This window comes from Vibrio sp. 10N.261.55.F4 (genome assembly GCF_041470465.1).
In the GTDB taxonomy this organism is placed as follows: domain Bacteria; phylum Pseudomonadota; class Gammaproteobacteria; order Enterobacterales; family Vibrionaceae; genus Vibrio; species Vibrio crassostreae_C.
Window position 1 is genome coordinate 1 of the sequence record NZ_JBFRMM010000027.1, and the last position, 26,277, is coordinate 26,277.

Sequence of the window (26,277 nt, forward strand, 5' to 3'; positions counted from 1 at the left end):
AACATGTAATTCTAAAGCTATTACCATTCCAACAGAATGGTAATGAATTGACTGTGCCGAATAACTACAAGTAGTTAAACGTATTGGTCACTCAGTTCATTGAAATCAATTTTGATTCCGAAGAATCTGTTTTATCTAACGATAAAACGTTTTGATATTCATCAACGAGTGCCCACACAGATTGATAGGTTTAAATTGTTAAAGAGCGCTAGCGTTTTGTGATTCACATCTCAGTCGCTAGGGGTGCGTACTATACCTGCACCACTTTGAGAGTCAAGGGTTATTTTCAAACTCTTTTTCTCTACCGATTTCGCTGTGTGACTTTCGTCTCACTCCGTGTCGGTGAGGCGGCATTATAGAGAGATTGAGATGGAGCACAAGGGCTTTTTGAAATAAAAGTTTTGTTCGCCTAAAAAGCCACCAGATCCGCATTTTTCGAATAAAAACTAAACATTTGAGACGTATCACAGCAATACATTGGAAAAATGGAAGCCATGAACGTAAGATTCATGTGTCTATTTTGTTAATGGTAGATGCGTCTATTTCGTTTATTAATATGTAGTATTCCGATATGAACTCAAAAAAATCGATGTTGTTAATTGTCGCACTGGCTGTATTAGGCGGCATTGTTTTCTCTCAGGTAGATATATCGCCTGCAATTACCTTTATCCTTGGTGTCTTGGCTTCCGCTTTTGTTGTTAACTTTTCAAGCACCGACTCAAAATCAGATTCAGAACCTAAGGCTTCAACCAAAACACTTTATGTGGGTAACCTTCCATACAAAGCGAACGAATCACATGTACGTGAATTATTCTCAGAGCATGGTGAAGTATTTGCAGTACGTTTAATGAAAGACAAACGTACTGGTAAAAGAAGAGGCTTTGGATTTGTTGTTATGGCAAGTAATGATGTGAATCATGCAATCTCTGCACTTAACGATAAAGATTACATGCAACGCACTTTAAAAGTACGTGTTGCAAATGATCCTAAACATCCTGAAGCGGACGAATCTGAACTGAGCTAAACCCTAACTGCTTTAACATACTATTTAGTGCACTTTCTTTTTTAGGAAGTGCACTACAAAAAACTTCACGTACTCCCCCTTCTTTATTAACGCTTTCCAAACCCAACAAATCTTGAACCCGCTTAGCTATCGCTTTACCAGAATCTATCAGCACTACACTTTCACCTAGTACTTGTTGAATCTCTGATTTGATCAATGGGAAATGAGTACATCCTAATACAGCCACATCAATTGTGTTGATCATCGGCTGAAGGATTTGCTGTAACTCTTCAAGGCTAATCTCCTCGCCTCTGAGTTTATCTTCGGCCATATCCACCAGCCGAGTAGAACCCAACAGCTCTACTCTTTTATTACTCGAGAAGTTTTTGATGAGCTCGTGTGTGTATTCACGAGTAATCGTCGCGGGAGTCGCAATAAGGCCAACCGCTTTATTAGCCAGTAACGAAGCAGGTTTGATTGCCGGGACTACGCCAACAATTGGGATTAGATTATTAACGCGAAGTGTAGGCAAGACTATCGTACTGGCCGTATTACAAGCTATCACTACAATATCAATAGCGTGACTCACCACAAAGCTAGCGACGATACTTTGGGCTCGCTGAATAAGAACTTGCTGATCGAGCTCGCCATATGGGTAAGCCTCGTTATCGAATACATAGATATAATTGTGATTTGGTAGTAACTGACTTATCTCTTTATATACAGACAGGCCACCAACTCCAGAATCAAAGATCAATATGTTTTTTTGTATGCTTTCCGCCACAACCATTACCTATAATAAGTTCCGCAGCAATGATACCCCTTCACTTAGTTTTCGCCAATCATCACTCTACATAATGCAAGCTCGGTAGCGTTGATGAACAAAGCGCTCACCTTGATCTACATTTTCTAGATCTATCTTGAGCTTACCTTTAAAGCATGGCGCTGACGTCACTAAGGTGTGGAACTCACCATCTTCGCCACATGGATCGACATGACTCGGTAAGCTACCTATGAGCTCAAGTGTGTACTCCTTCCCGCAATAGCTCATATCTAATGCATCGCTATCGACCGTGACGAGAAAGGTTTCGATGCCTCTGTCTATTATTTCACTCGCAAGTGCCTGACTGTTCTCTCCCATTAGAGGGAACACACACTCCCAACCAGCTGGTTCTATATAGCTTCTTCTATAGTCGGCAATGCCATTACAAAACATGTCTCCAAACGCGACTGCATCGATTGATAAGCCAGAACCTTTAAGTGCGGAGACAATGGTACTTTGATAAATCTCATTACTAGGAAACACTTCCGGGAGCTCAATCGTGATTAATGGCAAACCGATTAATTGCGCCTGCATAGCAACCACATCAATCGGAGTCACTTGGAAAGGAACTTCATCTCCAACATACGTCGTATAGAGAGCTACAACTTCATATTCGGAGCTTTCAAGTAGACGCTCCAGGGTTAATGTCGAGTCTTTACCTGACGACCAACTTATGATGACTTTCTTTTTCATTGATATACCCAATAAGAAAAAACCGCCCGAAGGCGGTTTAGATGTAAATTAGAATTGGTAAGCTAGATTAGCAAAGTACCTGCGTTCAGGAGCGTTATATCCTAGCGTTGTTTGGTATTTCTCGTTAGTTAAGTTATCAACTCGACCACGAACAACTAGCTCAGGGGAAATCCAATACCCCACAGAAACATCCCACAAGCTCACTGATGGCAAAATATTATCTGGATCGGTTGTTTCTTTTGGATTACCCGCTCTATCACCCGTGTATGTATAAGTAAGGTTCACATCAAAATCTTCATATGAAGCATCCATCAACCACTTGTAGTTTTCATCAGCACGCTTCGCTAATTTGTTGCCCGCAGAGTCTTTATGATCTTTAAACTCAGCAACAACCGTGTGATGGATAAACCACGTGTCAAAATTACCTGTGATTTCTAAACCTTTAAGTTTTGCATCTACGTTTTGAGGATACCAAAATGGGCTACCTTCATACCAAATAATTAAGTTATCGACTTCATTATCGTATGCAGTCACATCCAGCTTGAATAAATCGAATTCACCGGTGTATCCAATTTCGCGATTTTCGGCCTCTTCAGGTTTTAGGTCTGAGTTTGTTGTTAGATCAGAATAGCTCGGAGCTTTAAATGATGTACCTGCGGCAGCTCTTAACGAGTGTTTCTCCGTTAGGTAATAGCGAGTCCCTAAAGACCAAGTCGTATGATTATCGTATGTATCGTGTTTATCGTTACGCACACTACCTACGATTTGAACATCACCGAATCTAAGTTCAGAAGAAGCGTAAACACCCGTCGTATCGCGAGACTCACCAGCTAGAGCATCAGGAGAACCATATGACAAAGCATCATCATCAAGCTTTTCTCTACGCCAATCTGCGCCAGCACCAACAGAAACGTTCTCGTTGATGTAATACTGATTTAAGAACTGTAAGTTCGTTAGGTCTATTTTCTTTTTAGTACCAGCATTATCTTTACCCTGAGCTTGAGAATAGTCTAGGTTCTCGATCGCTTGTTGATTAGCCCTAAGAGTCGAGCTTAAGTTATCACCTTTATAATCAAGAGCAACTGTAACACTCAGATTCTCAGAGTAGCCATAGTTCTTACCACCAGAATCGTACTCAGTTAAACTATCGAACCAGCGAACTGAAGCACTACCTGAAAAGGCCTCATTAATAGGTTGAGAATACGATGCAAAAAGATTTTGGCTTTCATACCCATAATTAAGTCCAGTAGCAGGATCTTTGATATCGTAACCTTCAGTCTCATCAAAACCACCAGCGAGCTTTAATGTTCCACCATTAGACAAATTACGGGTCGTTGAAAAATTAGCTTCCTTTTGAGCGTCGCTACCAGCTCCAACGGAAATCATTGTCGATTCAGTTGAACTACCAGAGGCTGTAATAACATTAATTACACCCGCTACAGCATCAGAACCATAAAGAGCTCCGCCAGAACCACGAATCACTTCAACTCTCTCAATAATGCCTACTGGGATATGATTAAAATTAATACCGCCAGCAGCAGAGTCAATACGGACACCATCAACTAGAAACAATACTTGATCACTATTATAGCCGCGCATAAAAACAGATGCGCTATGTCCACGTCCGCCACTTTGAGAAACTTCAACGCCAGGTACTCGTTTCAATACATCCACTAGAGATTTAGCTTGGGTTTCTTCGATTTCTTGTTTAGAAACAACCGTTGTTGATGCAATAACATCACTTAAAGGCTGCTCAAAACGGTTAGCCGTAACCACCATGGTTTCGTCAGTAGATACTTCTTGTGCGTGTAAATTGGAGATAGGTGAAAGTAGCGATGCTACAGCAACCGCTAAAAGGGATTTGTTCATGTTGTGATCCTAAATCGCGTAAAGTCCTACCAAGCCACATTGTATGGCTTAGCCGCTGGCAGGTATTCGGACTCAAGAGCACAACCTTATGGTTACCTGATATTCGACTTCCCACAAAACGCTATTTGCAGTGTCTTTGAATACTCGTTCTCTCTTACCGCTGCGCGTCAGTTCTGGATTTACACCAGATTCCCTCTTCAGCCATCTATACATCCAAATGGCACCAGCTTGCGGGAGATAGTATTAACCTATGAATCATTTGTCTAGTCTAAGATAGTTATAAGCTATAGTTTTCATGCTCGATTTACATTGAATAGCTCTCAACACTGGACAAGCGCCTGTGATTGAATAAAATCTGCGCTCTTGATTTAAAAGCACGACAGCAAAAGGCATAACCATGGCGAATTTAGATGTAAACCCGCAACGCTACCAAGAACAACTGGCAGAAAAGACTGAACGTCTTACTGAAATGTTCTCACAATACAATGTGCCTGAGCTGGAAGTGTATGAATCTCCAGAACAACACTACCGCATGCGTGCTGAATTCCGCGTGTGGCATGAAGGTGACGATATGTATTACGTCATGTTCAATCAAGAGACCAAAGAAAAATACCGCGTAGACCAGTTTCCTGCGGCTAGTCGTCTTATCAACGATCTAATGCCTCTATTAACGGATGCAATGAAGAGCAACCACTCTCTACGCCACAAGCTATTCCAAGTAGACTTCCTTTCTACGTTAAGCGGTGAGATTTTGGTGTCACTGCTTTACCACCGTCAATTAGGTGAACAGTGGATTCAAGATGCTAAAGCGCTTAAGCAGCAATTAAATGATGAAGGCTTTAACCTAAACCTGATTGGCCGTGCGCGTAAGATGAAAATCGTACTGGATCGCGACTACGTCATTGAAAAGCTAGATGTGAATGGTGATAGCTATATATACCAGCAAGTAGAGAACAGCTTTACTCAACCAAACGCCAAAGTAGCAGAGAAAATGTTGGAATGGGCTGTCGACTGTACTCAAGACAGCAAAGGTGACTTGCTTGAGCTTTACTGTGGTAACGGTAACTTCTCATTAGCTCTGGCACAAAACTTTGAGCGTGTACTTGCAACAGAGCTAGCGAAGCCATCTGTAGAATCTGCTCAATACAACATTGCGGCGAACAAGATTGATAATGTTCAGATCATTCGTATGTCTGCGGAAGATTTTACCGTAGCAATGGAAGGTAAGCGTGAATTCCGCCGCCTACAGCAAGCAAACATCGATCTAAAGAGCTACAACTGCAACACTATCTTTGTTGATCCACCGCGTTCAGGTATGGACGTTGATACTTGTAAGATGGTGCAAGGCTACGAGCGCATCATGTACATCTCTTGTAACCCTGAGACATTGAAAGAGAACCTAGACATTCTAAGCGAAACGCACGACATCACTCGTTTTGCTCTGTTTGACCAGTTCCCTTACACGCACCACATGGAAGCTGGCGTATTCCTAGAGCGTAAAGCGTAAGTATCGCTTTCAGGTCTAAGCCAAACAGCAGATACAAAAAAACGAGCCCATTGGCTCGTTTTTTTAATTTCTAAATCAGCTTAAGCAGTTTTGCCGATAAAGCCGAGTTTCTTACCTACCCATGCAAGAAGCAACATCGCGACAATAATCGCAAAGAAGTTTGAGCCAGCATCAGGGTGTTGTGCCTTCACAAAAGCCGAGTGGCCAAATGCACCCACGAAGAAACAAGCTAAACCTACTAGTGGGATATCTTCAGATACTGGGTTAGTTAGGTACTCTTGGTAAAGCGCTTGTACAGCCAAAACTAAAGCGATAAGCGGGAAAATAGAGAAGCCCACTTCGCTCATTGTTACCCAAGATAACAATGCATCACCACACACACCGGCTACAACAGCAAGTACGAGTGTTTTTCTTTCAGAACCACGGTTTACAGTATTATTTTCATTCGACATTATTCAATCCCGCCTTTTAATCGGTTACGTTCACGTTCTTTACGATACCAAAAAGCTCCTTTGGCCATCATTCGCAATTGCATGATCAAGCGTTCAGCCAATTCATCTCGCTGACGTCGATCTAAATCTAATGCTTCTGCCCCTGAGTTGAAGACTAAGATAACCGAGGCTTCCGCTTGAGTGAAAGCTTCGTCCCTTGTCATGCCAGTCGTTATCAAATATTCGGTTAACTCAGCAGAGAAGTGCTGTATCTCACGAGCTACCGCTGCACGAAACTCAAATGAAGTTCCTGAGCGCTCTCGCAATAACAGTCTGAATACGTTAGGGCTGCTTTCAATGAATTCCATAAAGGTTTCAACCGATGTACGAATCACACTGCCTTCTTTTACTATGCGTTGCCTAGCTTGACGCATTAACTGGCGCAGCAGTAAGCCACCTTCATCAACCATGGTTAAGCCAAGCTCATCCATGTCTTTGAAGTGACGATAAAAGGAAGTCGGTGCTATTCCAGCCTCACGAGCGACTTCTCTCAAGCTTAGATTGGAAAAACTACGATCGGCGCTGAGTTGGCTAAATGCTGCATCGATTAAGCTGCGACGAGTTTTTTCTTTTTGCTGTGCGCGAATGCCCATTGGTTTCATACTTTATCAATTTCTTCTTTTACAGCCTAAACAGGCATGTCTAATACTCTATTCAATATAACGCGAATCACTTATTTATATAAGGCACTCTGGTTATATAAGACACTAAACATACCTCTTTGTTCACGTACCGAAGTAAATACGTTCGAAGAAAAAATTTCAATATCCACACTGTCATTTGGAGACATACGACATACCAAATATTATTTTTTCGATAACACTGCGTGATCCCACCGACTCTCTGATGCCCTTTTCATGTACCCAAGAACAGAATCAGTTAAAATCTCGCTAAAGCAATGTTACTCAAATATAACAAGGAAGATATCTATGCCGCACTCCAACCACTTTGATGTAATCGTAATTGGTAGTGGCCCCGGAGGAGAAGGGGCAGCGATGGGATTAACCAAAGCCGGGTTGAACGTTGCAATCATTGAGAAAGAGAGCAGCGTTGGTGGTGGTTGTACTCACTGGGGAACCATTCCTTCAAAGGCACTGCGTCATGCCGTAAGTCGTATTATCGAATTCAACAGTAATCCGCTGTTTTGTCAGAACAACAAAAGCATACACTCAACGTTTTCTAACATTTTGGGGCATGCCAAATCGGTTATCGACAAGCAGACTCGATTACGCCAAGGCTTCTACGACCGCAACCAGTGCACGTTGGTCTTTGGTACTGCACGTTTTATCGATACCAACACTGTCTCGGTAATGCAAAGCGATGGCACTGAAGAACATTACAGTGCAGACAAATTTGTTATCGCGACAGGCTCTCGCCCTTACCAACCAGATAACGTCGACTTCCTGCATGAACGTATCTACGACAGTGACTCGATTCTTTCTCTTAAACACGACCCGCAACACATCATCATCTATGGTGCTGGCGTTATTGGTTGTGAATACGCGTCGATTTTCCGCGGTTTGGGTGTAAAAACCGATCTTATCAATACTCGTGACCGTCTGTTGTCATTCCTAGACAATGAAACCTCAGATGCACTTTCTTATCACTTCTGGAACAGCGGTGTCGTGATTCGCAACGATGAAACCTTTGAGAAAATTGAAGGCACTGATGATGGCGTGATCATTCACCTAGAGTCAGGTAAAAAGATGCGCGCTGATTGCCTACTGTATGCCAATGGCCGAACGGGTAATACCGATAAACTGAACCTTGGTGCTGTTGGCTTAGAAGCGGACTCGCGTGGGCAAGTCTCAGTAAATACCAATTACCAAACCAATGTTGACCATGTTTACGCTGTCGGTGATGTGATTGGCTACCCTAGCCTAGCAAGCGCGGCTTATGACCAAGGTCGATTTGTGGCTCAAGCAATTGTGAAAGGTGAAGCTGAACGCCACCTTATCGAAGACATTCCAACCGGCATCTACACCATCCCGGAGATCAGTTCTGTTGGTAAAACCGAGCAAGAACTTACCGCAGCTAAAGTACCGTATGAAGTAGGACGTTCTTCATTCAAACACCTAGCTCGTGCTCAAATTGCGGGTAAAGACATTGGTAGCTTGAAGATTCTGTTCCATCGCGAAACCAAAGAGATTTTAGGTATCCACGTGTTTGGTGAGCGTGCCGCTGAAATCATCCATATCGGACAAGCGATCATGGAACAGAAAGGTGAAGCAAATACCATCGAGTACTTTGTGAATACAACCTTTAACTATCCAACGATGGCGGAAGCTTATCGTGTTGCAGCACTCAACGGGCTTAACCGTTTATTCTAGATAAAGAACCAATAGGAGTATTTGACCACCCATAGGCCAAATACATAAACAGCAAGCCACGCGCTTGCTGTTTTTATTTAAAACACTGAATATTAAGGCATTGATAGTAATTAGATCATGATGTTCTAAATACCCCTTTACCTGTACAGCCTCATTTACTCTCCACAAACAGAGCCCTCAGAGCTAAGCGAGAAACTCCCCTTTCTTCCACTGAGAAACAAACAACACACCAAGACCAATTCCGCGCATTGCCATAAAGCTCAGCATCGCTAACCACAGTGCATGGTTCTCTAAACCTGATGCTAAATAGAAAATCGCGAAGAAACTACAGGTCGCAACAAACATACTATTGCGCATATCCTTGCCCTTAGTTGCTCCAACAAAAATACCATCCAACAAGAAGCACCACATAGACACCAATGGCATTGCGATTAACCACGGTAAATACACCTCGGCTTGACTCTTCACGTCTGGGATTGTGGTGATCATATTGATTAAGCTCGAGCCAACGAGTGCGAACACTATGGTCAGTACCAAACAAATATTGAAGCTCCAGAAGAAAGTTCCAATCAATGACTGGTTCAGCTCATCTTTGTCTTTCGCGCCTATCGCCTTACCGACCATCGCTTCCATTGCGTAGGCAAAGCCATCCATCCCATAAGAGATGATCATCAAGAAACTCATCAACACGGCATTGGCCGCAACAACATCATCGCCAAAGCTTGCACCTTGGAAGGTCATGAAAGTGAAAGTCGCTTGTAGGCATAATGAACGAAGAAAGATATCGCGATTCAATTTCACGAAACGACTCAAACCTTGGCTGGTTTTCTTAAGCAGATCCCATGGCGATGGTAACTGCTTCTTCGCCCAGATTCGGTAAACACAAATCAAGCCAAATGTTAGACCGGCATAATCAGCCATTACAGATGCCAATGCTGCACCTTCCACTTGCCATCCTAAGCCGATAACAAAAACAATATCCAAAACGATATTGGTGATATTGGTGATGATCACCATCCACATGGGCGCTTTGGCATTTTGAGTCCCGAGTAACCAACCTAGAATCACAAAGTTAGTTAGCGCAGCAGGCGCACTCCAAGCGCGGATTGAGAAATATTGCTGACCATAGTGCTTAACTTGATCACTGGCGCTACTCAATGAGAAAACTAAATCGGCGACTAGACTGTGTAAAAGCAAAAAGACACCAGCAAACCCTAAGGCCATGGTCACGCCTTGCACAAAGACTAAACCAAGTTGCTTGCCATCATTCGCACCATAAGATTGTGCGGCTAGCCCTGTTGTCGACATGCGCAGGAAACCAAGCAACCAAAAGGTCACGCTGATCATTGTGCCGCCCAGCGCCACACCACCTAAATACCAAGAGTGCTCGAGGTGACCGATAACCGCCGCATCGACTAAGCCCAGCAGTGGAACAGTAATATTAGAGAGAACCATCGGGATCGCGAGCAGCAGCACTTTTTTGTGCATCGCCTGATTGGATAGCGTTTGAAAAATAGTTTGGGGATTAAATAGCTTCACGATCACCTCTTAGATTAGAGGCGATAGTTTAACCTAGTGGGTGGGCTTTCACTATGTTGTGGAATTTTACTTATACCGGCTATGTACTCAGTTACTCGAAATACAGAACCACTAGGGTTACCACTTAACGAGCACTAACTGCGGCGTTAAACGCTTTTTGACCTGAGAGATCTTACAAAGAAGCCGCTGCCACAATTTCCAACGATTGCATTGTTGGTCTAGGGGAGAAAACGCTTTTACCCATTGTGCCCATGGCAGCCAATTAAGAACGCTGTCTATTGGTGAAGACAACCCATGAGCATACTTTCCTGAACCAAGCTTTTGTCCCAACGTACTTGAGCTTTTATCTCCAGCTAAGACTAAACACGCATGTGCATGAGTAAAGTAGCGGCTCAAAGACTGAATGAAGTTCGCGGTCTGTTGTTCATTACAATCCAGCAAAGCATGTTCACACACCACCATCACCGAGGCTTGTTCTGGAATATTAAGTTCATCCAACCAAGTTAGGTCATCGACAGAGCCACACTCTAAGCGATAGCGTTCATTTTTGTGGAACAAGCGTTGTCGCCAAAGCAGATTCTCGGTTACATCTAACTCAACCCAATGACAGCGGCCATTATCTAAACGGTAGAAACGGGTATCGAGCCCTGCTCCCACGTTAATAATCCAAGCATCTGGGTTATGAGATAAAAACTGTTGAACTTGAGAATCACAAAGTTGAGTCAGTGTCGCGTAAAGGAGTTGCTGTTGGTCGAGTTCACCGGTAAGACATTCTGGTGCGAGCTGGCAACGCTTGCAGGCTTGAGCTGCGATAGGATCATAAACGAGACCATCATCAGCTAGGCTTTCACGGCTACGAAACCAAAGATGCTGAACGAGGTTCGTCGGAACTTGGAATTCTTGATGTGCAGACCCTTGTTCAGAAGAAGCCTTTTGAACAGAGGAGCGCGGCTTACGAGTAAGCGGCTTCATTTGAGGTTTGGTTGGGTTTGGCATCATCATCTTCCTTGTATCTCGACAAAGAAGATGATAATGAATATCAATTACAATGACAAGTTATTGAGAATAAATATCAATAAGCTGTTTGTACTGACTACATCCAGTCGGTGTTGCGAATAATACCAACCGCAAGCCCTTCAATAGACAAGTGTTGAGATTCTAGATCGACATGGATTGGAGAAAACTCTTCATTTTCAGCATGTAACAGAACCGTTGAACCTTTACGTTCTAGGCGTTTTACCGTTACATCATCATCGACACGAGCCACTACAACCTGACCATCGCGTACATCTTGTGTTTTATGAACAGCTAATAAATCACCATCCATAATACCGATGTCTTTCATACTTTCGCCATTTACACGAAGTAAGAAGTCAGCTTGTGGTTTAAACATGCCTGGATCAACTTGGTAATGCATTTCTACATGCTCTTGAGCCAAGATAGGCTCACCAGCGGCAACCTGACCGATTAATGGTAAACCTTGCTCTTCGTTTGCTGCATCTTCAAGCAAAATACGAATACCGCGAGACGCACCCGGGATAATCTCAATCGCTTCTTTACGAGCAAGAGCTTTCAAATGTTCTTCTGCAGCATTAGCAGAACGGAAGCCTAGTTCACGCGCGATTTCTGCACGTGTCGGTGGCATACCGGAATCTTCGATCTTACCTTTGATAAGGTCAAAGACTTGTTGCTGGCGGGGCGTTAACGGCTTCATGATTCACCTGTCTTTTTATACAGTTGACTGTGAGTATATCCAGTAACTGAACAAAAGCAAAGCAATTGCTTGTTTTTAGTTCATTTTTAGCAAATTACAAAAACAGGATCTCTAGCCACACATAACCTGCGAGTGCCAAACAGATGAAAACTGCTGCCGAACCGACATCTTTAGCCATCCCAGAAAGCTCATGATGTTCACTGCCGATTCGGTCGACAACCGCTTCAATCGCGGTATTGATTAGCTCGACAACCATCACCAATACCACCGATGAGATCATTAAGATTCGTTCAACTTGGCTTACATCTAGGTAAAATGCCAACGGAATAAGCACGACCGCCATGAACACTTCCTGTCGAAATGCAGCCTCATTTTTAAACGAACTCGTAATGCCTTGCCATGAAAAGCCTGCTGCTTTGATGATGCGTTTGAATCCGGTGTTTGATTTTTTGGTCATTTTTAACCCTATACTCAATCAGTCGATGAATGATTTTCCACAAACTTAACGGCAATATGACTATTTCCATTAAAAGGTTAGACCAGTTTCTGGTATTCTTGCATCGATTAAATTTACGCCTAGGCTTATCCCTATTTCACTCATAGGATTTATCCTTTTTATCAGAGAAATAGAGATACGCTTCAGCACATTGAAATAACTATTGAGGCAGTGAACCTATATGTCTTCTGGACAATCTTTTTCACGTTCATTAATGAAGCTACCTTTATCCGTATTGGTAAAGGGCACATCAATTCCTTCAAACCCTGTTGAGGATTTGAACGTTGATTTGAGCAAACCGATTGTATACGCCTTACCGTTTCGCTCAAGTGTCGACATTCTTACATTGCAAAAACATGCACTTGAATTAGGCCTACCTGATCCGTTGAGCAAGCTTGAAATCAACGGCAAATCACTGCAACGCTACGTTTTCATCTCTTCTCGCAAAACTCTGCTGCAAGACGATGATTATGTACCAAGCTCATCAATTGAAGTCTTCTCTGAGCTGCTTTCACTGCATGCTGAAGACTCTGATCTCGACGTTCAAGTTATCCCTGCCACTGTATTGTGGGGTCGTAAGCCTGGTAAAGAGAATAACCAGAAACCTTACCTACAAGCAATGAACGGCTTAGAGAAATCAAAAGCGGTATTACTGGCAGGTCGTGACTGCTTGGTTCGCTTTAGTCCTGTGGTTTCTCTGCGTTACATGGCCAACTCACACGGCACCGACAGCACCATCGCGCACAAACTGGCGCGCGTGGCACGTATTCACTTCTCTCGCCAAAAGCTTGCAGCATCAGGCCCTAACCTGCCAAGCCGCCAAGCTCTGTTTGATCGCCTGTTAAAATCAGAAGCGATCAAAAAAGCGATTGAAGACGAAGCACAAGCAAAGAACATCTCGATCGAGAAAGCGAGCAAAGAAGCTCAAGACATCATGGACGAGATTGCTGCGAACTTCTCTTACTCGCTGATCAAGCGTGGTGAGAAGATTCTTGGTTGGCTGTGGAATAAGTTGTACCAAGGCCTGCATATCAGCAACGCTTCAACGGTTCGTAAGTTGGCTCAAGATGGTCACGAGATTGTTTACGTGCCTTGTCACCGTAGCCACATGGACTACTTACTGCTTTCTTATGTGCTTTACCACGAAGGCATGGTGCCTCCGCACATCGCTGCGGGTATCAACCTGAACTTCTTCCCTGCCGGTCCTATTTTCCGTCATGGTGGTGCGTTCTTTATTCGTCGTAGCTTCAAAGGCAACAAACTGTACTCGACGATTTTCCGTGAATACCTAGCGGAATTGTTCGCTAAAGGTTACTCAGTAGAGTACTTCAGTGAAGGTGGTCGTTCTCGTACAGGTCGTCTACTGCAAGCGAAAACGGGCATGCTAGCGATGACAATCCAAGCAATGCTGCGCGGCATGAACCGTCCGGTGACTTTGGTTCCTGTATACATCGGCTACGAGCACGTGATGGAAGTAGCGACTTACGCGAAAGAACTTCGTGGCAAGCGTAAAGAAAAAGAAAACGCGAGCTTAGTGATTCGTACCATTCGTAAGCTGCGTAACTTTGGTAAAGGCTACGTGAACTTCGGTGAGCCGATTCAACTGAACCAATACCTGAATGAGCACTCACCAGAGTGGACCAAAGACATCGACCCAATGGGCACTAGCAAACCACAATGGATGAACCCGGTGGTTAATGACTTGGCGACCAAAATGATGACGCACATTAACGATGCGGCAGCGACCAATGCCCTGACCCTTTGTGCAACGGCACTATTGGCTTCAAGACAGCGCGCATTGTCTCGTGACTCTTTGGTTTCTCAGATTAATTGCTACCTGTCTCTGCTTAAGAACGTACCTTACTCTGATACATTTACGGTACCAAAAGACAGTGCTGAAGATCTGGTAAAACACGCTGAATCGCTGAACAAGTTCCTAATTGAATCAGACTCAATGGGCGACATTATTTCGCTAGACCGTCACCAGTCAATTCTGATGACCTACTACCGAAACAACATCATTCACTTGTTCGCTCTGCCATCTTTAATTGCCCAGATGACCATTCGTCAGCGCGGTTTATCGATTGAAGCGATTCAAAAGAATGTTGCAGCAATTTATCCGTTCTTAAAGAAAGAGCTGTTCTTAAGCTACGACGAATCACAGCTTGAAGGCGTAGTCTCAAACATCATTGATGAACTTGTTAGCCAGGGCATGATTGTTGTGTCTGACAATGAAGTGACGATCAACCAATCGAACAGCCAAGCTCTTATGCTGTTAGGCCGTACGATTTCAGAAACGCTACAGCGCTACTCTATTGCTCTAAACTTGCTGGCAGAGAATCCGGAACTGGACAAATCTGACCTTGAGCAGAAAAGCCAAGACATCGCACAGCGACTTGGTCGATTGCATGGTATCAATGCTCCCGAATTCTTCGATAAAGGTGTGTTTGCTTCTATGTTCGCAACGTTGAAGCAGCAACAGTACCTAGATAACGACGGCAACTGTGATTTAGACAAGACTCAGCAATTCGCTAAGCTTCTCTACTCAATGCTTTACCCTGAAGTACGTTTGACGATTCAAGAGAGTATCCACCAAGCGGAGTAATCATCAGCTTGGTGTCTCTTGAATAGCGAGGCCAAACGCGATCAAAAAAGGCACCCAATGGGTGCCTTTTTCTTTAGCATTCGTTAACTCGAAAAGCGGATGCTTACCAGAAGGTAATGAACAAGCCCGCTGTCACTGCCATTCCAACATAGTTGTTGTTTAGAAAGGCTTGGAAACAAAGGTCTCGATCACGGTGGCGCATCAGGTGTTGTTGATACACAAATAAGCTTCCCGCTACCAACAGTGCCCAATAGAAGGTATTTCCTAGTTGGTAATGCATGCCTAACGCAATCAGCATCGCTAGGGTGACGAGTTGCAAAGAGCCAACAATCAGTTTATCGAAGCGACCAAATAAAATAGCCGTCGATTTAATACCAATCTTCAAGTCATCATCTCGGTCAACCATCGCATATTGCGTGTCGTAAGCAATCGTCCACAACGCGTTAATCACGAAGACAAACCACACAATGCTTGGCAGTTCATTGGTTTGTGCCGCCCAAGCCATTGGTATCGCCCAACTAAACGCTAAGCCAAGAAACAACTGTGGAAGATGCGTAAAACGCTTCATGAAAGGGTAAATGAACGCCAGACCCACACCAATAAATGAGAGCTTAATGGTCAGTGGATTCATGGTGAGTACCAGCAAGAATGAAACTACGGCTAGCACTAAAAAGAGCAGAATCGCTTCCTTACTGGAAACCAAACCAGACGGCAGTGGACGCTGCTTGGTACGTTTAACATGACCATCTACTTTACGGTCCGCAAAGTCATTGATCACACAGCCAGCTGAACGCATCAACACCACGCCGAGTACAAAAACAACCAAGACATCAAAATCAGGCATACCTTGTGCGGCGATAATCAGTGACCACAAGGTCGGCCAAAGGAGTAATAGGGTACCAATCGGGCGATTCATTCGCGTTAATTGCCAATACGCCTTCGCTTTGGTGGCAAGCATTTACACACTCTCCTTAGAGTAAATGGGTGATGTTGGTAAAAACAGTTCTGCCACAAGCATCGGTTTATGGTTCATCCATAATCGAGAACGACGCGCGAGTAATCGCTCATCGCCTGCGATAACCCAACCAACTTGCAGCGCATCTCGCTCCACGTTCTCAGCACTAAAAACGGTCAATCCAAGCGGGACATTACCTTGTTGAGAAAGGTCTGAGTGCTGATGATCTTCTAATGTGACTCGGGGAATCAAGGTTCGACCTAACACCCACGGTTCGTCATCACCCTTTAAAATCACTTTACGCAGTAAGCAATCAAACGATGATAAAAGATGTTCCTCGTCTTGTTGCAGCATTGAGCGTTCTACAACTTGATTATGAAGCAACTCAACAGACAGGTGCTGACAGCACTTCCCCAACTTGCGGGAAAGAGAACCTTGCTCCATCAGCCACTCTTTGGTGGTTTCATTAGGAAAATCAAATGTTTCTGTACTTTGCCAATCTACATTCATTAACGAATTAAGATACAGCGATATTGGCTGATTCATACTAGTATTCAATAGGTGACTTTACACGTACAATAAAGCTTCAACTTTCGAACAAAATTAAAGCGTTCTTCGAATTGTAAACGTATTTAGATTTAGACCGCTCATTGTAACAAGACTAATGCGTTTCGAATATCGCGAATAAACTAAAGAAAAGTCACAAATATGCACAAACGTTATGTAGCCCAAATATTTCTTGCGATTACCCTACTCTTTTCAGCATCAAGTTTCGCGGAAGAGGAGTCGGCAGCTAAACTCGCCTACTTCACGCTAGAGCCAGACCTGACCACCAATTTTTACACTAAAGGTAAAAAACTGGGCTACATTCAGGTTCGCCTCGACATCATGGTGGCAAATAGTAGCGACTTGGCCGCTATTGAGCATCACCAACCACTGATTCGCGATGCGGTGATTGAATTGCTTGGCAAACAAAACGAAGAAACCATTAAATCTCTATCTGGCCGTGAAGACTTAAGAAAATCCTTAGTTGAACACCTCAACAAGATTTTGCTTCCAGAGACAGGTAAAACCCTGATTGCTGACTTACTGTTTACCAAATACCTTTATCAGTAATGATGTAAAACGAATCCCAATAAAAAAGCGGCTCATCTGGCCGCTTTTTTTGTCTCTATCGTTTGGCTACTCATTAGAAGATATGAATTAGCTTCTTGTCGAGCTTGGTGCTTTCATCGCATCGATAAAGCCAATAATCACACCAGCGGCTAGACCAGCTAAATGCGCCGTATTGGCGATAGCCATAAATGGCTGCATGTACCCAAGCACCAACCACACCAACATAAAGCCGACAATCTGTCTTGGGATACCTAAACCAAGTTGTGGCGCCTTCGCACCAACCACCCATAAGTAACCAACCAAGGCATACACAACACCAGACAAACCACCGAAGTTCGCCCCTTCAACCCAATACTGCCCAGCACCTGAAAGCGCAGAAGAGACAGCAAAGATCTGAAGTAGCTTGAGGCTGCCAAGTTTCTTCTCAATGTCTCCACCTAGCTGCCACCACCACAAAATATTAAATGCGATGTGCATAACAGAGAAATGTAGAACGGCATGACTCAACCAACGCCACAGCTGCCATTGCTGTCCATCCACCGCTGGGAAATGTAGGGCATTGAAAATAGCTTGGCCAAAACCGATCTGTTGCAGCGCAAAAATCACCACACACACCAACATCAGGCTTAGTGTCACTGGGCCTGCTTTGGCTTTGATCATGCCCATGAAGCTTGGCGTGTGGTAATGGAAGTTGCTCTTTCTGGTCTCTGCCATGTCCCAAGATGCAGCTTGATAGCGCTTATGATTGGGCTCAGCCAGAAAACGATTCAGCTCAGCTTCGGTTTCAACCTGAAATTGGCCATCAAGAAGCCAAAGAGCAAAACGCCCTTCTCCCTCTGGAGACATCTGAATAGGGATCTGACGAGAGGCCATATAATCAATAAATGCTTGAGCAAGACGTGGATTGTCTAACACCATCAATCTAATCATTGTTACTTCCTATTCATTCTATGAGGGATGCTTGAGGCGGTTCAGGTGATGAAAGTCATTAACCTGCGATCACTGGAAGTTCAGCACGATGCCAAGCTTCGAAACCACCATCAACACTATATACCTCTTCAAAGCCTTGGTTCACTAAATATTGTGCCGCACCTTGGCTACTGATGCCGTGGTAGCACATCACTAAGATAGGTTGTTCGAACTCAACCTCATCCATGAATGACACCATCGTATCGTTAGTCAGGTGGTAGGCTGTTTTTGGGTGGGCAACCGCAAAAGACTGCGGGTCACGTATATCGACAAGTCGAGCTTCGCCTTGTTCGATGAGGGCTTGAGCGCCTTTAACATCGATATGTTTAAACTGGTCCATGACTTTCTCTTTTTATACTGATTTACTTTGCTGCCATTGTAACCTATCCCAAGGCTAACATTCACATCCACTTAATAAGGTTATCCACCAGCGATCACTTTTACACCATTTGTGGATAAATCTGTGAATTGCGTGAATAAAGTGTCTTTTCAAAAATAGATCCACAACATGTAGTAATGATCCTGATCTAACTGTGGGTTAACTGAAACATATCCCCACTCGAAAAACCCCGTCAAAGCCTTACTACACACTGCTTTTAGATAGCTGACGAATAAACTTCTCACAGAGTTATCCACAAAATCATTTTGCAAATTTCGATCGCAAAAGTTGAGAAATCGATCCAAAACAAAAAGGCCGAGATCTCTCGATCTCGGCCTTTTCAAAATTCAGCTATTTGTTAGCTCTACTAGAAAGTAGAAGCTAATAGAAACTAGATGCTATTAGAAATCACCAACGGCTTGTTTCAATTTCTTCATCGCATTCTTTTCTAACTGGCGAACACGCTCAGCTGATATACTGTAGGTATCCGCTAAGTCTTGCAGGGTTGCCTTGTTGTCGTCTAACCAACGTGAGCGAACAATGTGTTGGCTACGCTCGTCTAAGCTTGCTAGTGCTAGCCCTAGGCGATTATTGGTGTGTGACTCCCAGTTAGCCGCTTCAACCGTCTCAGCAACGTCTGACGCCTTGTCTTCTAGGTAGTAAACTGGAGCAGTGTAAGCAGAACCGCCATCGTCATCGTCCATAGGCGCTTCAAACGTCGCATCTTGTGCTGCTAAGCGAGATTCCATCTCACGAACTTCTGAAGGCTCAACACCCAGTTCACGAGCAACCGTCTCAACTTCACCGTTATTGAACCAACCCAAACGCTTTTTAGACTTACGAAGGTTAAAGAACAGTTTACGCTGTGCCTTAGTGGTCGCAATTTTAACGATACGCCAGTTACGTAGAACGTATTCATGGATTTCAGCTTTGATCCAGTGAACAGCAAACGAGACGAGACGAACACCAACTTCCGGATTGAAGCGCTTAACAGCCTTCATCAAGCCGATGTTACCTTCTTGGACGAGATCAGCCATTGGTAGCCCGTAGCCAGAGTAGCCTCTTGCAACGTGCACCACGAATCTTAGGTGGGAAAGGATCAAGCCTTTCGCAGCGTCGATCTCACCTTTGTAATGTAATCGCTCTGCAAGTCCACGTTCCTCTTCAGGAGTCAGCATAGGGTAGCTGTTCGCTGAGCGGATATAGCTATCTAAACTATCTTGTGTGACTAAAGCCATTTGATACGCTTGGTTTGCCATTCGGTTCCTCATCAATCTCTGATCTGGAGTAATACATCTATTAAAACCCTACAATCTTGAACCTAAAATGAACAGGTTTCAAGGAGGGGGAAGTAATTATGCATAATCAATTCGTCTATACAAGGCAAAAACTGGTTAAGAAGTGCCTATTTTTCGTCTAAATATGACTCTATTCACCTAAACTGGTTCAATTTCTTTTAGGTGACGCTGTGCAGAAAGCTTTGCAGCCACACTACCAAGCAGAGTTCCGACGATCAAAAGCAGTAAAGATTCATCCCAACTCAGGCCAATTAAACGGAAGTGGCTGTCGTATAGCTGAGCCAAATCATCCACCGCGCTGTTCAGCAATACGGTAATCAATGCCGTCATTACCCAAGCGCTAATCGAACCTAAAACGCCAAACCACATCCCAGCATAAAGGTATGGTCGAAGAATGTAGCTGTCGGTCGCACCAATCAGCTTCATGGTTTGAATCTCTTCTTTATGCGCCAACACATTAAATCGTAGTGTATTGCCGATAATCAGAAATACCGCGCCCAGCATCAATACCGTTAAGGTAATCACGATGACAGCCGCTAATGCTTTGATCGCATCTAATCGCGCTAACCAATCTTCGTCTAGGCGAACATCGGTCACTAATTCTTGTTGTTTAACTGTGCCTGCCAGCTCTTTAATTAAGGTATCGCTGTGCACGCTTGGCGTAATCACCAGCACACCTGGCAGTGAATAATCGTCGAGAATGGTTAGGGCGTCTTCAAAACCAGAATACTGGCTGAGGTCTGCAAGCCCTTGCTGCGGAGAAATGTACTCCACGAGCTCAACTTGATCCCAACTTTCGATTTCATCCTTAAGCACCATTACTCGTGGCTCAGGAATACCATCCTCTACATAAGCACTTATTTGTGACGGGCTAGTGACATCTTGCGCCACTTCCCCTACATTTTTACCTAATAGGTACAAACAAGCTGGCATCGCCAACGCCATAGAGATCACCGCAAGGGTCAGTAAGTTGCCTAACGGGCGCTGCCACATTTGCGAGAACGATGACTTGGCTTGTTTCCAGTGAACAACAAAGAAGCCGTCGCTTGAAGCGCGGTTTGCTGCTCGATTAGATTGAGGTTTTTTGATGCGCTTATTCGCGGCCATAGTCTTCAACCTCACTCAAAAATCCTTGGTTTAATTCAAGATGGCGGTACTGAGGGCGAGTGTTCACTAACCCGATATCATGCGTCGCTAGGATGATCGTCACACCTGCGCGGTTGAATTCTTCAAATAATCGCAACACACGGTTAGATAATTCAGGGTCTAGATTACCGGTAGGCTCATCGGCTAAAAGCAGAGTTGGACGGTTAACCACGGCGCGAGCAATACCCACGCGTTGCTGTTCACCACCAGATAACTGACTTGGTAGGCAACGCGCCTTATCAAGTAATCCGGTTTTATCCAACGCAGCACTAACTCGACGTTTTATTTCGTTTTCAGAAATAGATTCAATACGCATAGGCAGAGCGACGTTATCGAAAATCGAGCGATCCATCAGCAGGCGGTGATCTTGAAAAACAATCCCAATATTACGTCGTAAAAAAGGAATGTCTTTGACTGGAATCCGAGTGATATCGTGATCGTTGAACCAGACACGTCCATCAGTTGGACGCTCTATCGCGCAGATCAACTTCAGCAAGGTACTTTTACCAGCCCCAGAGTGCCCACCCAAAAAAGCCATCTCTCCACGTTTCAGGTGAAAGTCCACTTTTTGGAGCGCTTGTCTTCCACCTCGGTAGGCTTTACTCACTTGCTGAAATTTGATCACCGAAAATTCCTCTTACGATCACTAATATCAAATTTAAAAACGGTAGCAGATTAAGGATAAACCACTTTGCTACTCGCGTTACTCTTCGCGGCTAAATAGTGCTTCAATGAAGTCTTTAGATTCAAATGGACGCAGGTCATCAATACCTTCACCCACACCAATGTAGCGGATTGGAATCTGGAACTGATCCGCGATTGAGAAAATTACACCACCTTTCGCCGTACCATCTAGCTTAGTCAGTGTAATACCCGTAACTGGAGCCACTTCACTGAACAACTTCGCTTGGCTGATAGCGTTCTGACCTGTACCTGCATCGAGCGTTAGCATGATTTCGTGTGGCGCAGAGTCATCAATCTTCTTCATTACACGAACGATCTTGCGTAGCTCTTCCATCAGGTTGCTCTTGTTCTGCAAACGACCGGCTGTATCAGCAATCACAACATCAACACCACGAGCCTTCGCTGCTTCAATCGCATCGTAGATAACAGACGCACTGTCCGCACCAGTGTGTTGAGCGATAACTGGCACATCGTTACGCTGACCCCAAACCTGAAGCTGTTCAACGGCTGCAGCACGGAAGGTATCACCCGCTGCTAGCATCACTTTCTTGCCTTCATTTTGGAATTGTTTCGCCAGCTTACCGATCGTAGTTGTCTTACCTACACCGTTCACACCCACCATTAAGATAACGTAAGGTGTTTTAGTGGTATCAACAACCAGTGGCTGTTCCACTTGGCTTAAGATGTCTGCCATCTCTTCTTTGAGCAGACCATAAAGCGCTTCACCGTCTTTTAGGTCATTGCGAGATGCTTTTTCTGTCAGGTTTTCAATGATCTTAACCGTGGTATTCATACCCACGTCAGCAATCAGAAGTTGCTCTTCTAGCTCTTCAAACAGGTCTTCATCGATTTGCTTGCCTTTGAACAGACCAAAGAAACCAGCACCGATGTTTGCTTTAGTGCGGCTTAGGCTGCGCTTAAGACGAGCAAAGAAGCTTTCTGTCGGCTTCTCTTGTACTTCTTCAACCTTAGCTTGAGGAACTGCCACTTCTTCCTGTTCTGCTTCTGCTTCTGCTTCTGCTTCTGCTTCTGCTTCTGCTTCTGCTTCTGCTGCGACAGGTTGCTGCTCTTGTTGAGCTTCTTCAAGCGCTTGCTCAGATTCAGTTGGCTTAACTTGTTCAGCTTCAGGCGCGACCTGTTCAGCCTCAACTTGTGATTCAACTTCAGTTTGATCTTCAACGCTTTCTACGTTCGCTTCATTCTGAGTTTTTGGGCTTTGTTCTTCTTCACCAAAACCAAGCCACGATAATAATCCGCGCTTCTTTTTTTCCGTCATCAGAGGAGTTTCCTAGATCTACTAATTAGCTGTATTGACTTAATACACGTCGACTCTTTGCTATTGTTATACAATACAAGCTTGTACAAACGAATAGTAAAGAAAAATGACAAAGCAGTGATAAGTTTGCTTTTAGCTTGATACACTTTGTCATTGCAAATTTATTTAATACACGAACCCACTTAAATTGGGCTCGGTATAGTATCACTTTATTAGCGGTCAAAAAATCTATGGTAAGACGTCGCCAGCAAAACACATCACAAAAAAAGCCATCCGGAGGCTTTGTTCGAATTATTAGTGGCTCATGGAGAGGTAGAAAGCTGCCTGTTCATGATTTAGAAGGATTACGCCCAACCATTGACCGAGTAAAAGAAACACTCTTTAACTGGGTGGCTCAAGATATCCCACATTCAACTTGCTTGGATGTATTTGCCGGTTCTGGCGGTCTAGGTTTTGAAGCAGCTTCTCGCCAAGCCAAAATGGTGACACTGCTCGAAATGAATCAAAAGGCGGCTAAACAGCTTTCTGATAACGCGAAAGAGCTCAAGGCAGACAACATTAATGTCGTGAATACTGATGCTATCTCTTTCCTTAAGAAACCAGGCACTCCTTACGATATGGTTTTCCTTGATCCACCATTTCGCAAAGGCTTACTGGCAGAAACAGTACAACTGCTTGAGAGTAACGGTTGGCTTGCAGACAATGCCATCATTTACGTCGAGACAGAGAAAGAACTGAAACTCGAAGCTATGCCAGAGAACTGGGAATTGCATCGCGACAAGACCACCGGACAGTCAAGCTACCGACTGTTCAATCGAATCACTGAAGAATAGGAGTTATTGAATGAAGTTCTTGCTTCCACTAGCAAAAGCAGCCATCGCCTTTGTTTGGTTTATCTTAATCGTAAATATTTTCTACCCGTTTCCGGGTAATGCTGCGATTGCGCTTTATATCATGACCGCATTCTTGTTCTTCATGCACGGCCTGCAGATGCTGATTTTCATCGGTGCATTCGGCGATAAGATCGAGATGTCACGTTGGGAGAAGTGGTCAATATTGATTTTCGGTGTCTTCGCCTTACTCGATATCCGACGCAAACACATGATGTAATCGAGCTTAAGCCCAGATATAAAACGCTTAGCTACAGAAAACATCATGACAGAAACAGTAGAGACAAAAACGCCGCTCATTTAAGCGGCGTTTTTTTATTCAGCAATGATATTGATGTTAGCCCATGTAGCCTTTCACACCATCGAGGAACATTTGCGTCGACAGCATAACCAACAACAAGCCCATCAAGCGTTCGATGGCTTTAAGCCCTCTCTCTCCCAGCACTCGCAGGAAGAAGCCATTAAACATCAGAATGAAGAAGGTAGCGCCCCAAGCCAGCATCACAGCCGCTGAAAGCTCTAACATATTGTCAGGGTGCTGTGTCGACAACAGAATCAATGCCGCAATCACTGAAGGGCCAGCAATCATTGGGATCGCCATCGGCACAATAAACGGTTCTTCACCCGCCGCGAGGCCAGTAATACTACCCGCACTTGGGAAAATCATCTTAATCGCGATAATAAACAGAATAATACCGCCAGAGATACTCAAGGTTTCAGGCTGCACGTGCAGGAAGTTCATGATGCTTTGACCCGCAAATAAGAACAGCAGCAAGATAACCAGTGCGAACATCAGCTCACGAATCAGAACAATACGGCGACGCTTCGGGTCAATATGCTTAAGGATAGAGAGCACGATTGGCAAGTTGCCAAGCGGGTCCATGATAAGAAACAGCATGGTTGCTGCAGATAAGATTTCCATAAGTTTGTCTCGAAAAGCGTAAGTGCGCGGAGTATAGCAGCCTCAACATTGATTTTCGAACGCAGTGATAAGCGGGTTAACTGATGCTTTTAAAAGGGGATGTTATAAGAAGGCAAATTAGCGAAAGCAGATTGAAAGGTAATGAAAAGAGTGGAGCCGAAACATGCACCCACTCTTTATTCACGAATAAAACAAGCCACTAAGAATTAGTGATTACACACACGTACGCGGTTAGTGCAAAGCTTATCATCGACAACGACAACCTTTTCCATCTTCAAGAAAAACTTCAACAGGCTATCTAAATCCAGACCATTGAGCTTACAAGTATGGAAGCGAGCTTCTTCGCCATAGGTTTGAGCAAGCGCTAATGTTAGCTCTTCGCGAGTCAGTGGCTTTTCACTAAGCAGGTTTAAAACGTTGTGTGCGTGAATTTCAGTCGTCATAACTCAATCTCATGTTTAATGAATTACACGTAGAGTACCGAGTTTTAGCAACGCCGTTTTGATGTAGCTCAGGCTTGAGAGAGCTCTACCCTAAATAGTAATCGATGCGACGATGAATGCGTGTGCGAGAAAGTAACTGCCCGTTACCCAAAAGTAAGCGCCCTTGATTGGGCTGCGGTAACTGTTTAGCGCATAAGCTAAGGCCGAAAGGAGCAGCACGCTACAGCCAGCAAAACCGACCGCGTGTGATAACTGAGGATCCAGCAGCCAAACCTCACCAGAAGCCCATGCTAACTGAATAAGCACAATGCCCATGATGACCACGGGAAAAACGAGTTTGTCTAAGCGTGGCAGCAGTAAAAAGAAAGCAACAACGCAAGCTGCCAATAACAGCGCGAACAACCACCAAACCATTTCACCTGATAGCTGTAACCAAAAAGCTTTGCTGTAACAGAGTTGAGCCAATAAGAAGCAGACAAAATGCAGAGGGCGTTTTTGAGTGAGAGTATGAAGCACATCTGCGATCGCAGAGATAGCCAACCCCGCAACTATCCAATAGGTAAAGTCAGCCACAACCGACTGAGTTAAAGCAATTGTCGCTAATAATACAAAGGTAAATACCTTATACGATAAGGCCTGACCGATATGTCCATGTTTCGTTCCTGCTATTGCTCCGATACCAGATAAGGAAACCGCTAACCAACTCCACATACCACTTGCCCTATTGCTTTAAATCGTCGCCAGTCTAGGCACACGAGTGTTGATGTAAAGCCTCAGCCCCTCAAAATTGGATCTTGATTACGCTTCCACTAAAAAGAGTCTCTTTAGATTGAAGTCGTAACAATTACCACCATGACAATGGCCATTCGTTTAAAACTAGAACGAATCATCATAAAACCCATTCAAACTGGCATTAGAGTCGCCATACTTGAATTTTGGCCAATTCTAACCTATCGACCCCACCAAAACCGGCCTAATTCCGTAAAATACCACACTTAAAAAATTAAAATAACCACATTTAAAGTAAATAATAACAATAACTTAAATAAACAAACTCAAGATTAATAGGAAAATAAAAACGCCAACCAAGCCTAGACTTGTAAAGTAGCCAGTTTTCTTTTTTAACGCC

General features: G+C 44.1%; 27 protein-coding genes and 1 riboswitch. Of the genes, 7 read left to right on the top strand and 20 right to left on the bottom strand.

Annotated elements, in window-relative coordinates; translation table 11 throughout:
• The first annotated feature begins 571 nt into the window (after window positions 1–571).
• Window positions 572–1,024 (top strand): RNA-binding protein, encoded by a 453-nt coding sequence (locus AB4249_RS14245; protein ID WP_017061054.1) that lies wholly within the window; start codon window positions 572–574, stop codon window positions 1,022–1,024.
• Here the strand turns inward: AB4249_RS14245 and murI are convergent.
• Genes murI through AB4249_RS14260 form a run of 3 tightly spaced genes read right to left on the bottom strand, consistent with a single transcriptional unit; the run spans window position 987 to window position 4,388 of the window.
• Window positions 987–1,793: a glutamate racemase gene (gene murI / locus AB4249_RS14250; RefSeq protein ID WP_372103689.1), complete on the bottom strand. Its 807-nt coding sequence runs from the start codon at window positions 1,791–1,793 to the stop codon at window positions 987–989. The two genes, AB4249_RS14245 and murI, sit on opposite strands and share 38 nt — an antisense overlap.
• A 60-nt stretch (window positions 1,794–1,853) precedes the next feature.
• Window positions 1,854–2,519: an ATPase gene (locus AB4249_RS14255; protein ID WP_372103692.1), complete on the bottom strand. Its 666-nt coding sequence runs from the start codon at window positions 2,517–2,519 to the stop codon at window positions 1,854–1,856.
• Window positions 2,520–2,567: 48 nt separating this feature from the next.
• Window positions 2,568–4,388, bottom strand: a complete 1,821-nt coding sequence (locus tag AB4249_RS14260) for a TonB-dependent receptor domain-containing protein (protein WP_372103695.1) — start codon at window positions 4,386–4,388, stop codon at window positions 2,568–2,570.
• 39 nt (window positions 4,389–4,427) lie between these two features.
• Window positions 4,428–4,631, bottom strand: a riboswitch (cobalamin riboswitch).
• A gap of 154 nt (window positions 4,632–4,785) precedes the next feature.
• On the opposite strand from AB4249_RS14260, the gene trmA reads away from it, so the two are divergent.
• On the top strand, window positions 4,786–5,895 hold the full coding sequence (gene trmA, locus AB4249_RS14265) for a tRNA (uridine(54)-C5)-methyltransferase TrmA (RefSeq protein ID WP_372103698.1): 1,110 nt from the start codon (window positions 4,786–4,788) through the stop codon (window positions 5,893–5,895).
• Window positions 5,896–5,975: 80 nt separating this feature from the next.
• Here the strand turns inward: trmA and AB4249_RS14270 are convergent, their stop codons facing one another.
• Both AB4249_RS14270 and fabR read right to left on the bottom strand, forming a co-directional pair.
• Complete coding sequence (locus AB4249_RS14270) at window positions 5,976–6,347, bottom strand: YijD family membrane protein (protein ID WP_004736696.1); 372 nt, start codon at window positions 6,345–6,347, stop codon at window positions 5,976–5,978.
• The gene (gene fabR, locus AB4249_RS14275; RefSeq protein WP_010438693.1) at window positions 6,347–6,988 is read right to left on the bottom strand and encodes an HTH-type transcriptional repressor FabR; all 642 of its coding nucleotides are present in this window, start codon (window positions 6,986–6,988) and stop codon (window positions 6,347–6,349) included. Before fabR ends, AB4249_RS14270 begins: the two co-directional genes overlap by 1 nt.
• A gap of 327 nt (window positions 6,989–7,315) precedes the next feature.
• Between fabR and sthA the strand changes: the two genes are divergently transcribed.
• Window positions 7,316–8,716 (top strand): Si-specific NAD(P)(+) transhydrogenase, encoded by a 1,401-nt coding sequence (gene sthA, locus AB4249_RS14280; protein WP_017061048.1) that lies wholly within the window; start codon window positions 7,316–7,318, stop codon window positions 8,714–8,716.
• 183 nt (window positions 8,717–8,899) lie between these two features.
• Here sthA and dinF read toward each other — a convergent pair whose 3' ends face one another.
• The 4 genes from dinF to AB4249_RS14300 form a co-directional block, all read right to left on the bottom strand.
• Complete coding sequence (gene dinF / locus AB4249_RS14285; RefSeq protein WP_017061047.1) at window positions 8,900–10,255, bottom strand: MATE family efflux transporter DinF; 1,356 nt, start codon at window positions 10,253–10,255, stop codon at window positions 8,900–8,902.
• Between the two features lie 117 nt (window positions 10,256–10,372).
• Window positions 10,373–11,251, bottom strand: coding sequence for a class I SAM-dependent methyltransferase (locus AB4249_RS14290; RefSeq protein WP_017070281.1), 879 nt, complete (start codon window positions 11,249–11,251; stop codon window positions 10,373–10,375).
• 97 nt (window positions 11,252–11,348) lie between these two features.
• On the bottom strand, window positions 11,349–11,969 hold the full coding sequence (lexA, locus tag AB4249_RS14295; RefSeq protein ID WP_019820514.1) for a transcriptional repressor LexA: 621 nt from the start codon (window positions 11,967–11,969) through the stop codon (window positions 11,349–11,351).
• A gap of 94 nt (window positions 11,970–12,063) precedes the next feature.
• Window positions 12,064–12,426 carry a diacylglycerol kinase gene (locus AB4249_RS14300; RefSeq protein ID WP_017061045.1) on the bottom strand — a complete coding sequence of 121 codons (363 nt, stop codon included), beginning with the start codon at window positions 12,424–12,426 and terminating at the stop codon, window positions 12,064–12,066.
• A gap of 220 nt (window positions 12,427–12,646) precedes the next feature.
• Between AB4249_RS14300 and plsB the strand changes: the two genes are divergently transcribed.
• The gene (gene plsB, locus AB4249_RS14305) at window positions 12,647–15,070 is read left to right on the top strand and encodes a glycerol-3-phosphate 1-O-acyltransferase PlsB (protein WP_372103701.1); all 2,424 of its coding nucleotides are present in this window, start codon (window positions 12,647–12,649) and stop codon (window positions 15,068–15,070) included.
• 103 nt (window positions 15,071–15,173) lie between these two features.
• Here the strand turns inward: plsB and ubiA are convergent, their stop codons facing one another.
• The gene (ubiA, locus tag AB4249_RS14310; RefSeq protein WP_372103704.1) at window positions 15,174–16,028 is read right to left on the bottom strand and encodes a 4-hydroxybenzoate octaprenyltransferase; all 855 of its coding nucleotides are present in this window, start codon (window positions 16,026–16,028) and stop codon (window positions 15,174–15,176) included.
• Window positions 16,029–16,571, bottom strand: a complete 543-nt coding sequence (locus AB4249_RS14315; RefSeq protein WP_164091128.1) for a chorismate lyase — start codon at window positions 16,569–16,571, stop codon at window positions 16,029–16,031.
• Between the two features lie 162 nt (window positions 16,572–16,733).
• Here AB4249_RS14315 and AB4249_RS14320 point away from each other — a divergent pair, with 162 nt between their 5' ends.
• Window positions 16,734–17,141 (top strand): flagellar basal body-associated protein FliL, encoded by a 408-nt coding sequence (locus AB4249_RS14320; protein WP_017063771.1) that lies wholly within the window; start codon window positions 16,734–16,736, stop codon window positions 17,139–17,141.
• An 87-nt stretch (window positions 17,142–17,228) separates the two neighbouring features.
• Here AB4249_RS14320 and glpG read toward each other — a convergent pair whose 3' ends face one another.
• The 6 genes from glpG to ftsY form a co-directional block, all read right to left on the bottom strand.
• Complete coding sequence (gene glpG / locus AB4249_RS14325) at window positions 17,229–18,071, bottom strand: rhomboid family intramembrane serine protease GlpG (RefSeq protein ID WP_102428643.1); 843 nt, start codon at window positions 18,069–18,071, stop codon at window positions 17,229–17,231.
• A 58-nt stretch (window positions 18,072–18,129) separates the two neighbouring features.
• On the bottom strand, window positions 18,130–18,450 hold the full coding sequence (glpE, locus tag AB4249_RS14330) for a thiosulfate sulfurtransferase GlpE (RefSeq protein WP_017061039.1): 321 nt from the start codon (window positions 18,448–18,450) through the stop codon (window positions 18,130–18,132).
• Window positions 18,451–18,890: 440 nt separating this feature from the next.
• Window positions 18,891–19,748: an RNA polymerase sigma factor RpoH gene (gene rpoH / locus AB4249_RS14335; RefSeq protein WP_017055518.1), complete on the bottom strand. Its 858-nt coding sequence runs from the start codon at window positions 19,746–19,748 to the stop codon at window positions 18,891–18,893.
• Between the two features lie 177 nt (window positions 19,749–19,925).
• On the bottom strand, window positions 19,926–20,894 hold the full coding sequence (gene ftsX, locus AB4249_RS14340; protein ID WP_017061038.1) for a permease-like cell division protein FtsX: 969 nt from the start codon (window positions 20,892–20,894) through the stop codon (window positions 19,926–19,928).
• The gene (gene ftsE / locus AB4249_RS14345) at window positions 20,881–21,558 is read right to left on the bottom strand and encodes a cell division ATP-binding protein FtsE (protein ID WP_016791845.1); all 678 of its coding nucleotides are present in this window, start codon (window positions 21,556–21,558) and stop codon (window positions 20,881–20,883) included. Before ftsE ends, ftsX begins: the two co-directional genes overlap by 14 nt.
• Before the next feature lie 78 nt (window positions 21,559–21,636).
• The gene (gene ftsY / locus AB4249_RS14350) at window positions 21,637–22,893 is read right to left on the bottom strand and encodes a signal recognition particle-docking protein FtsY (RefSeq protein ID WP_136989532.1); all 1,257 of its coding nucleotides are present in this window, start codon (window positions 22,891–22,893) and stop codon (window positions 21,637–21,639) included.
• 230 nt (window positions 22,894–23,123) lie between these two features.
• On the opposite strand from ftsY, the gene rsmD reads away from it, so the two are divergent.
• Together rsmD and AB4249_RS14360 are read left to right on the top strand one after the other, a co-directional pair.
• On the top strand, window positions 23,124–23,726 hold the full coding sequence (gene rsmD, locus AB4249_RS14355; RefSeq protein WP_017061036.1) for a 16S rRNA (guanine(966)-N(2))-methyltransferase RsmD: 603 nt from the start codon (window positions 23,124–23,126) through the stop codon (window positions 23,724–23,726).
• A 10-nt stretch (window positions 23,727–23,736) separates the two neighbouring features.
• The gene (locus AB4249_RS14360) at window positions 23,737–24,003 is read left to right on the top strand and encodes a DUF1145 domain-containing protein (protein WP_016784000.1); all 267 of its coding nucleotides are present in this window, start codon (window positions 23,737–23,739) and stop codon (window positions 24,001–24,003) included.
• 117 nt (window positions 24,004–24,120) lie between these two features.
• Here the strand turns inward: AB4249_RS14360 and AB4249_RS14365 are convergent, their stop codons facing one another.
• From AB4249_RS14365 to AB4249_RS14375, 3 genes are all read right to left on the bottom strand, one after another.
• Entirely contained in the window at window positions 24,121–24,705 is a 585-nt protein-coding gene (locus AB4249_RS14365) for a YhgN family NAAT transporter (protein ID WP_017061035.1), read from the bottom strand.
• Between the two features lie 206 nt (window positions 24,706–24,911).
• Window positions 24,912–25,148, bottom strand: a complete 237-nt coding sequence (locus AB4249_RS14370; RefSeq protein WP_372103708.1) for a YecH family metal-binding protein — start codon at window positions 25,146–25,148, stop codon at window positions 24,912–24,914.
• Between the two features lie 90 nt (window positions 25,149–25,238).
• Window positions 25,239–25,859, bottom strand: a complete 621-nt coding sequence (locus AB4249_RS14375) for a lysoplasmalogenase (RefSeq protein ID WP_017061033.1) — start codon at window positions 25,857–25,859, stop codon at window positions 25,239–25,241.
• Window positions 25,860–26,277 lie beyond the last annotated feature (418 nt).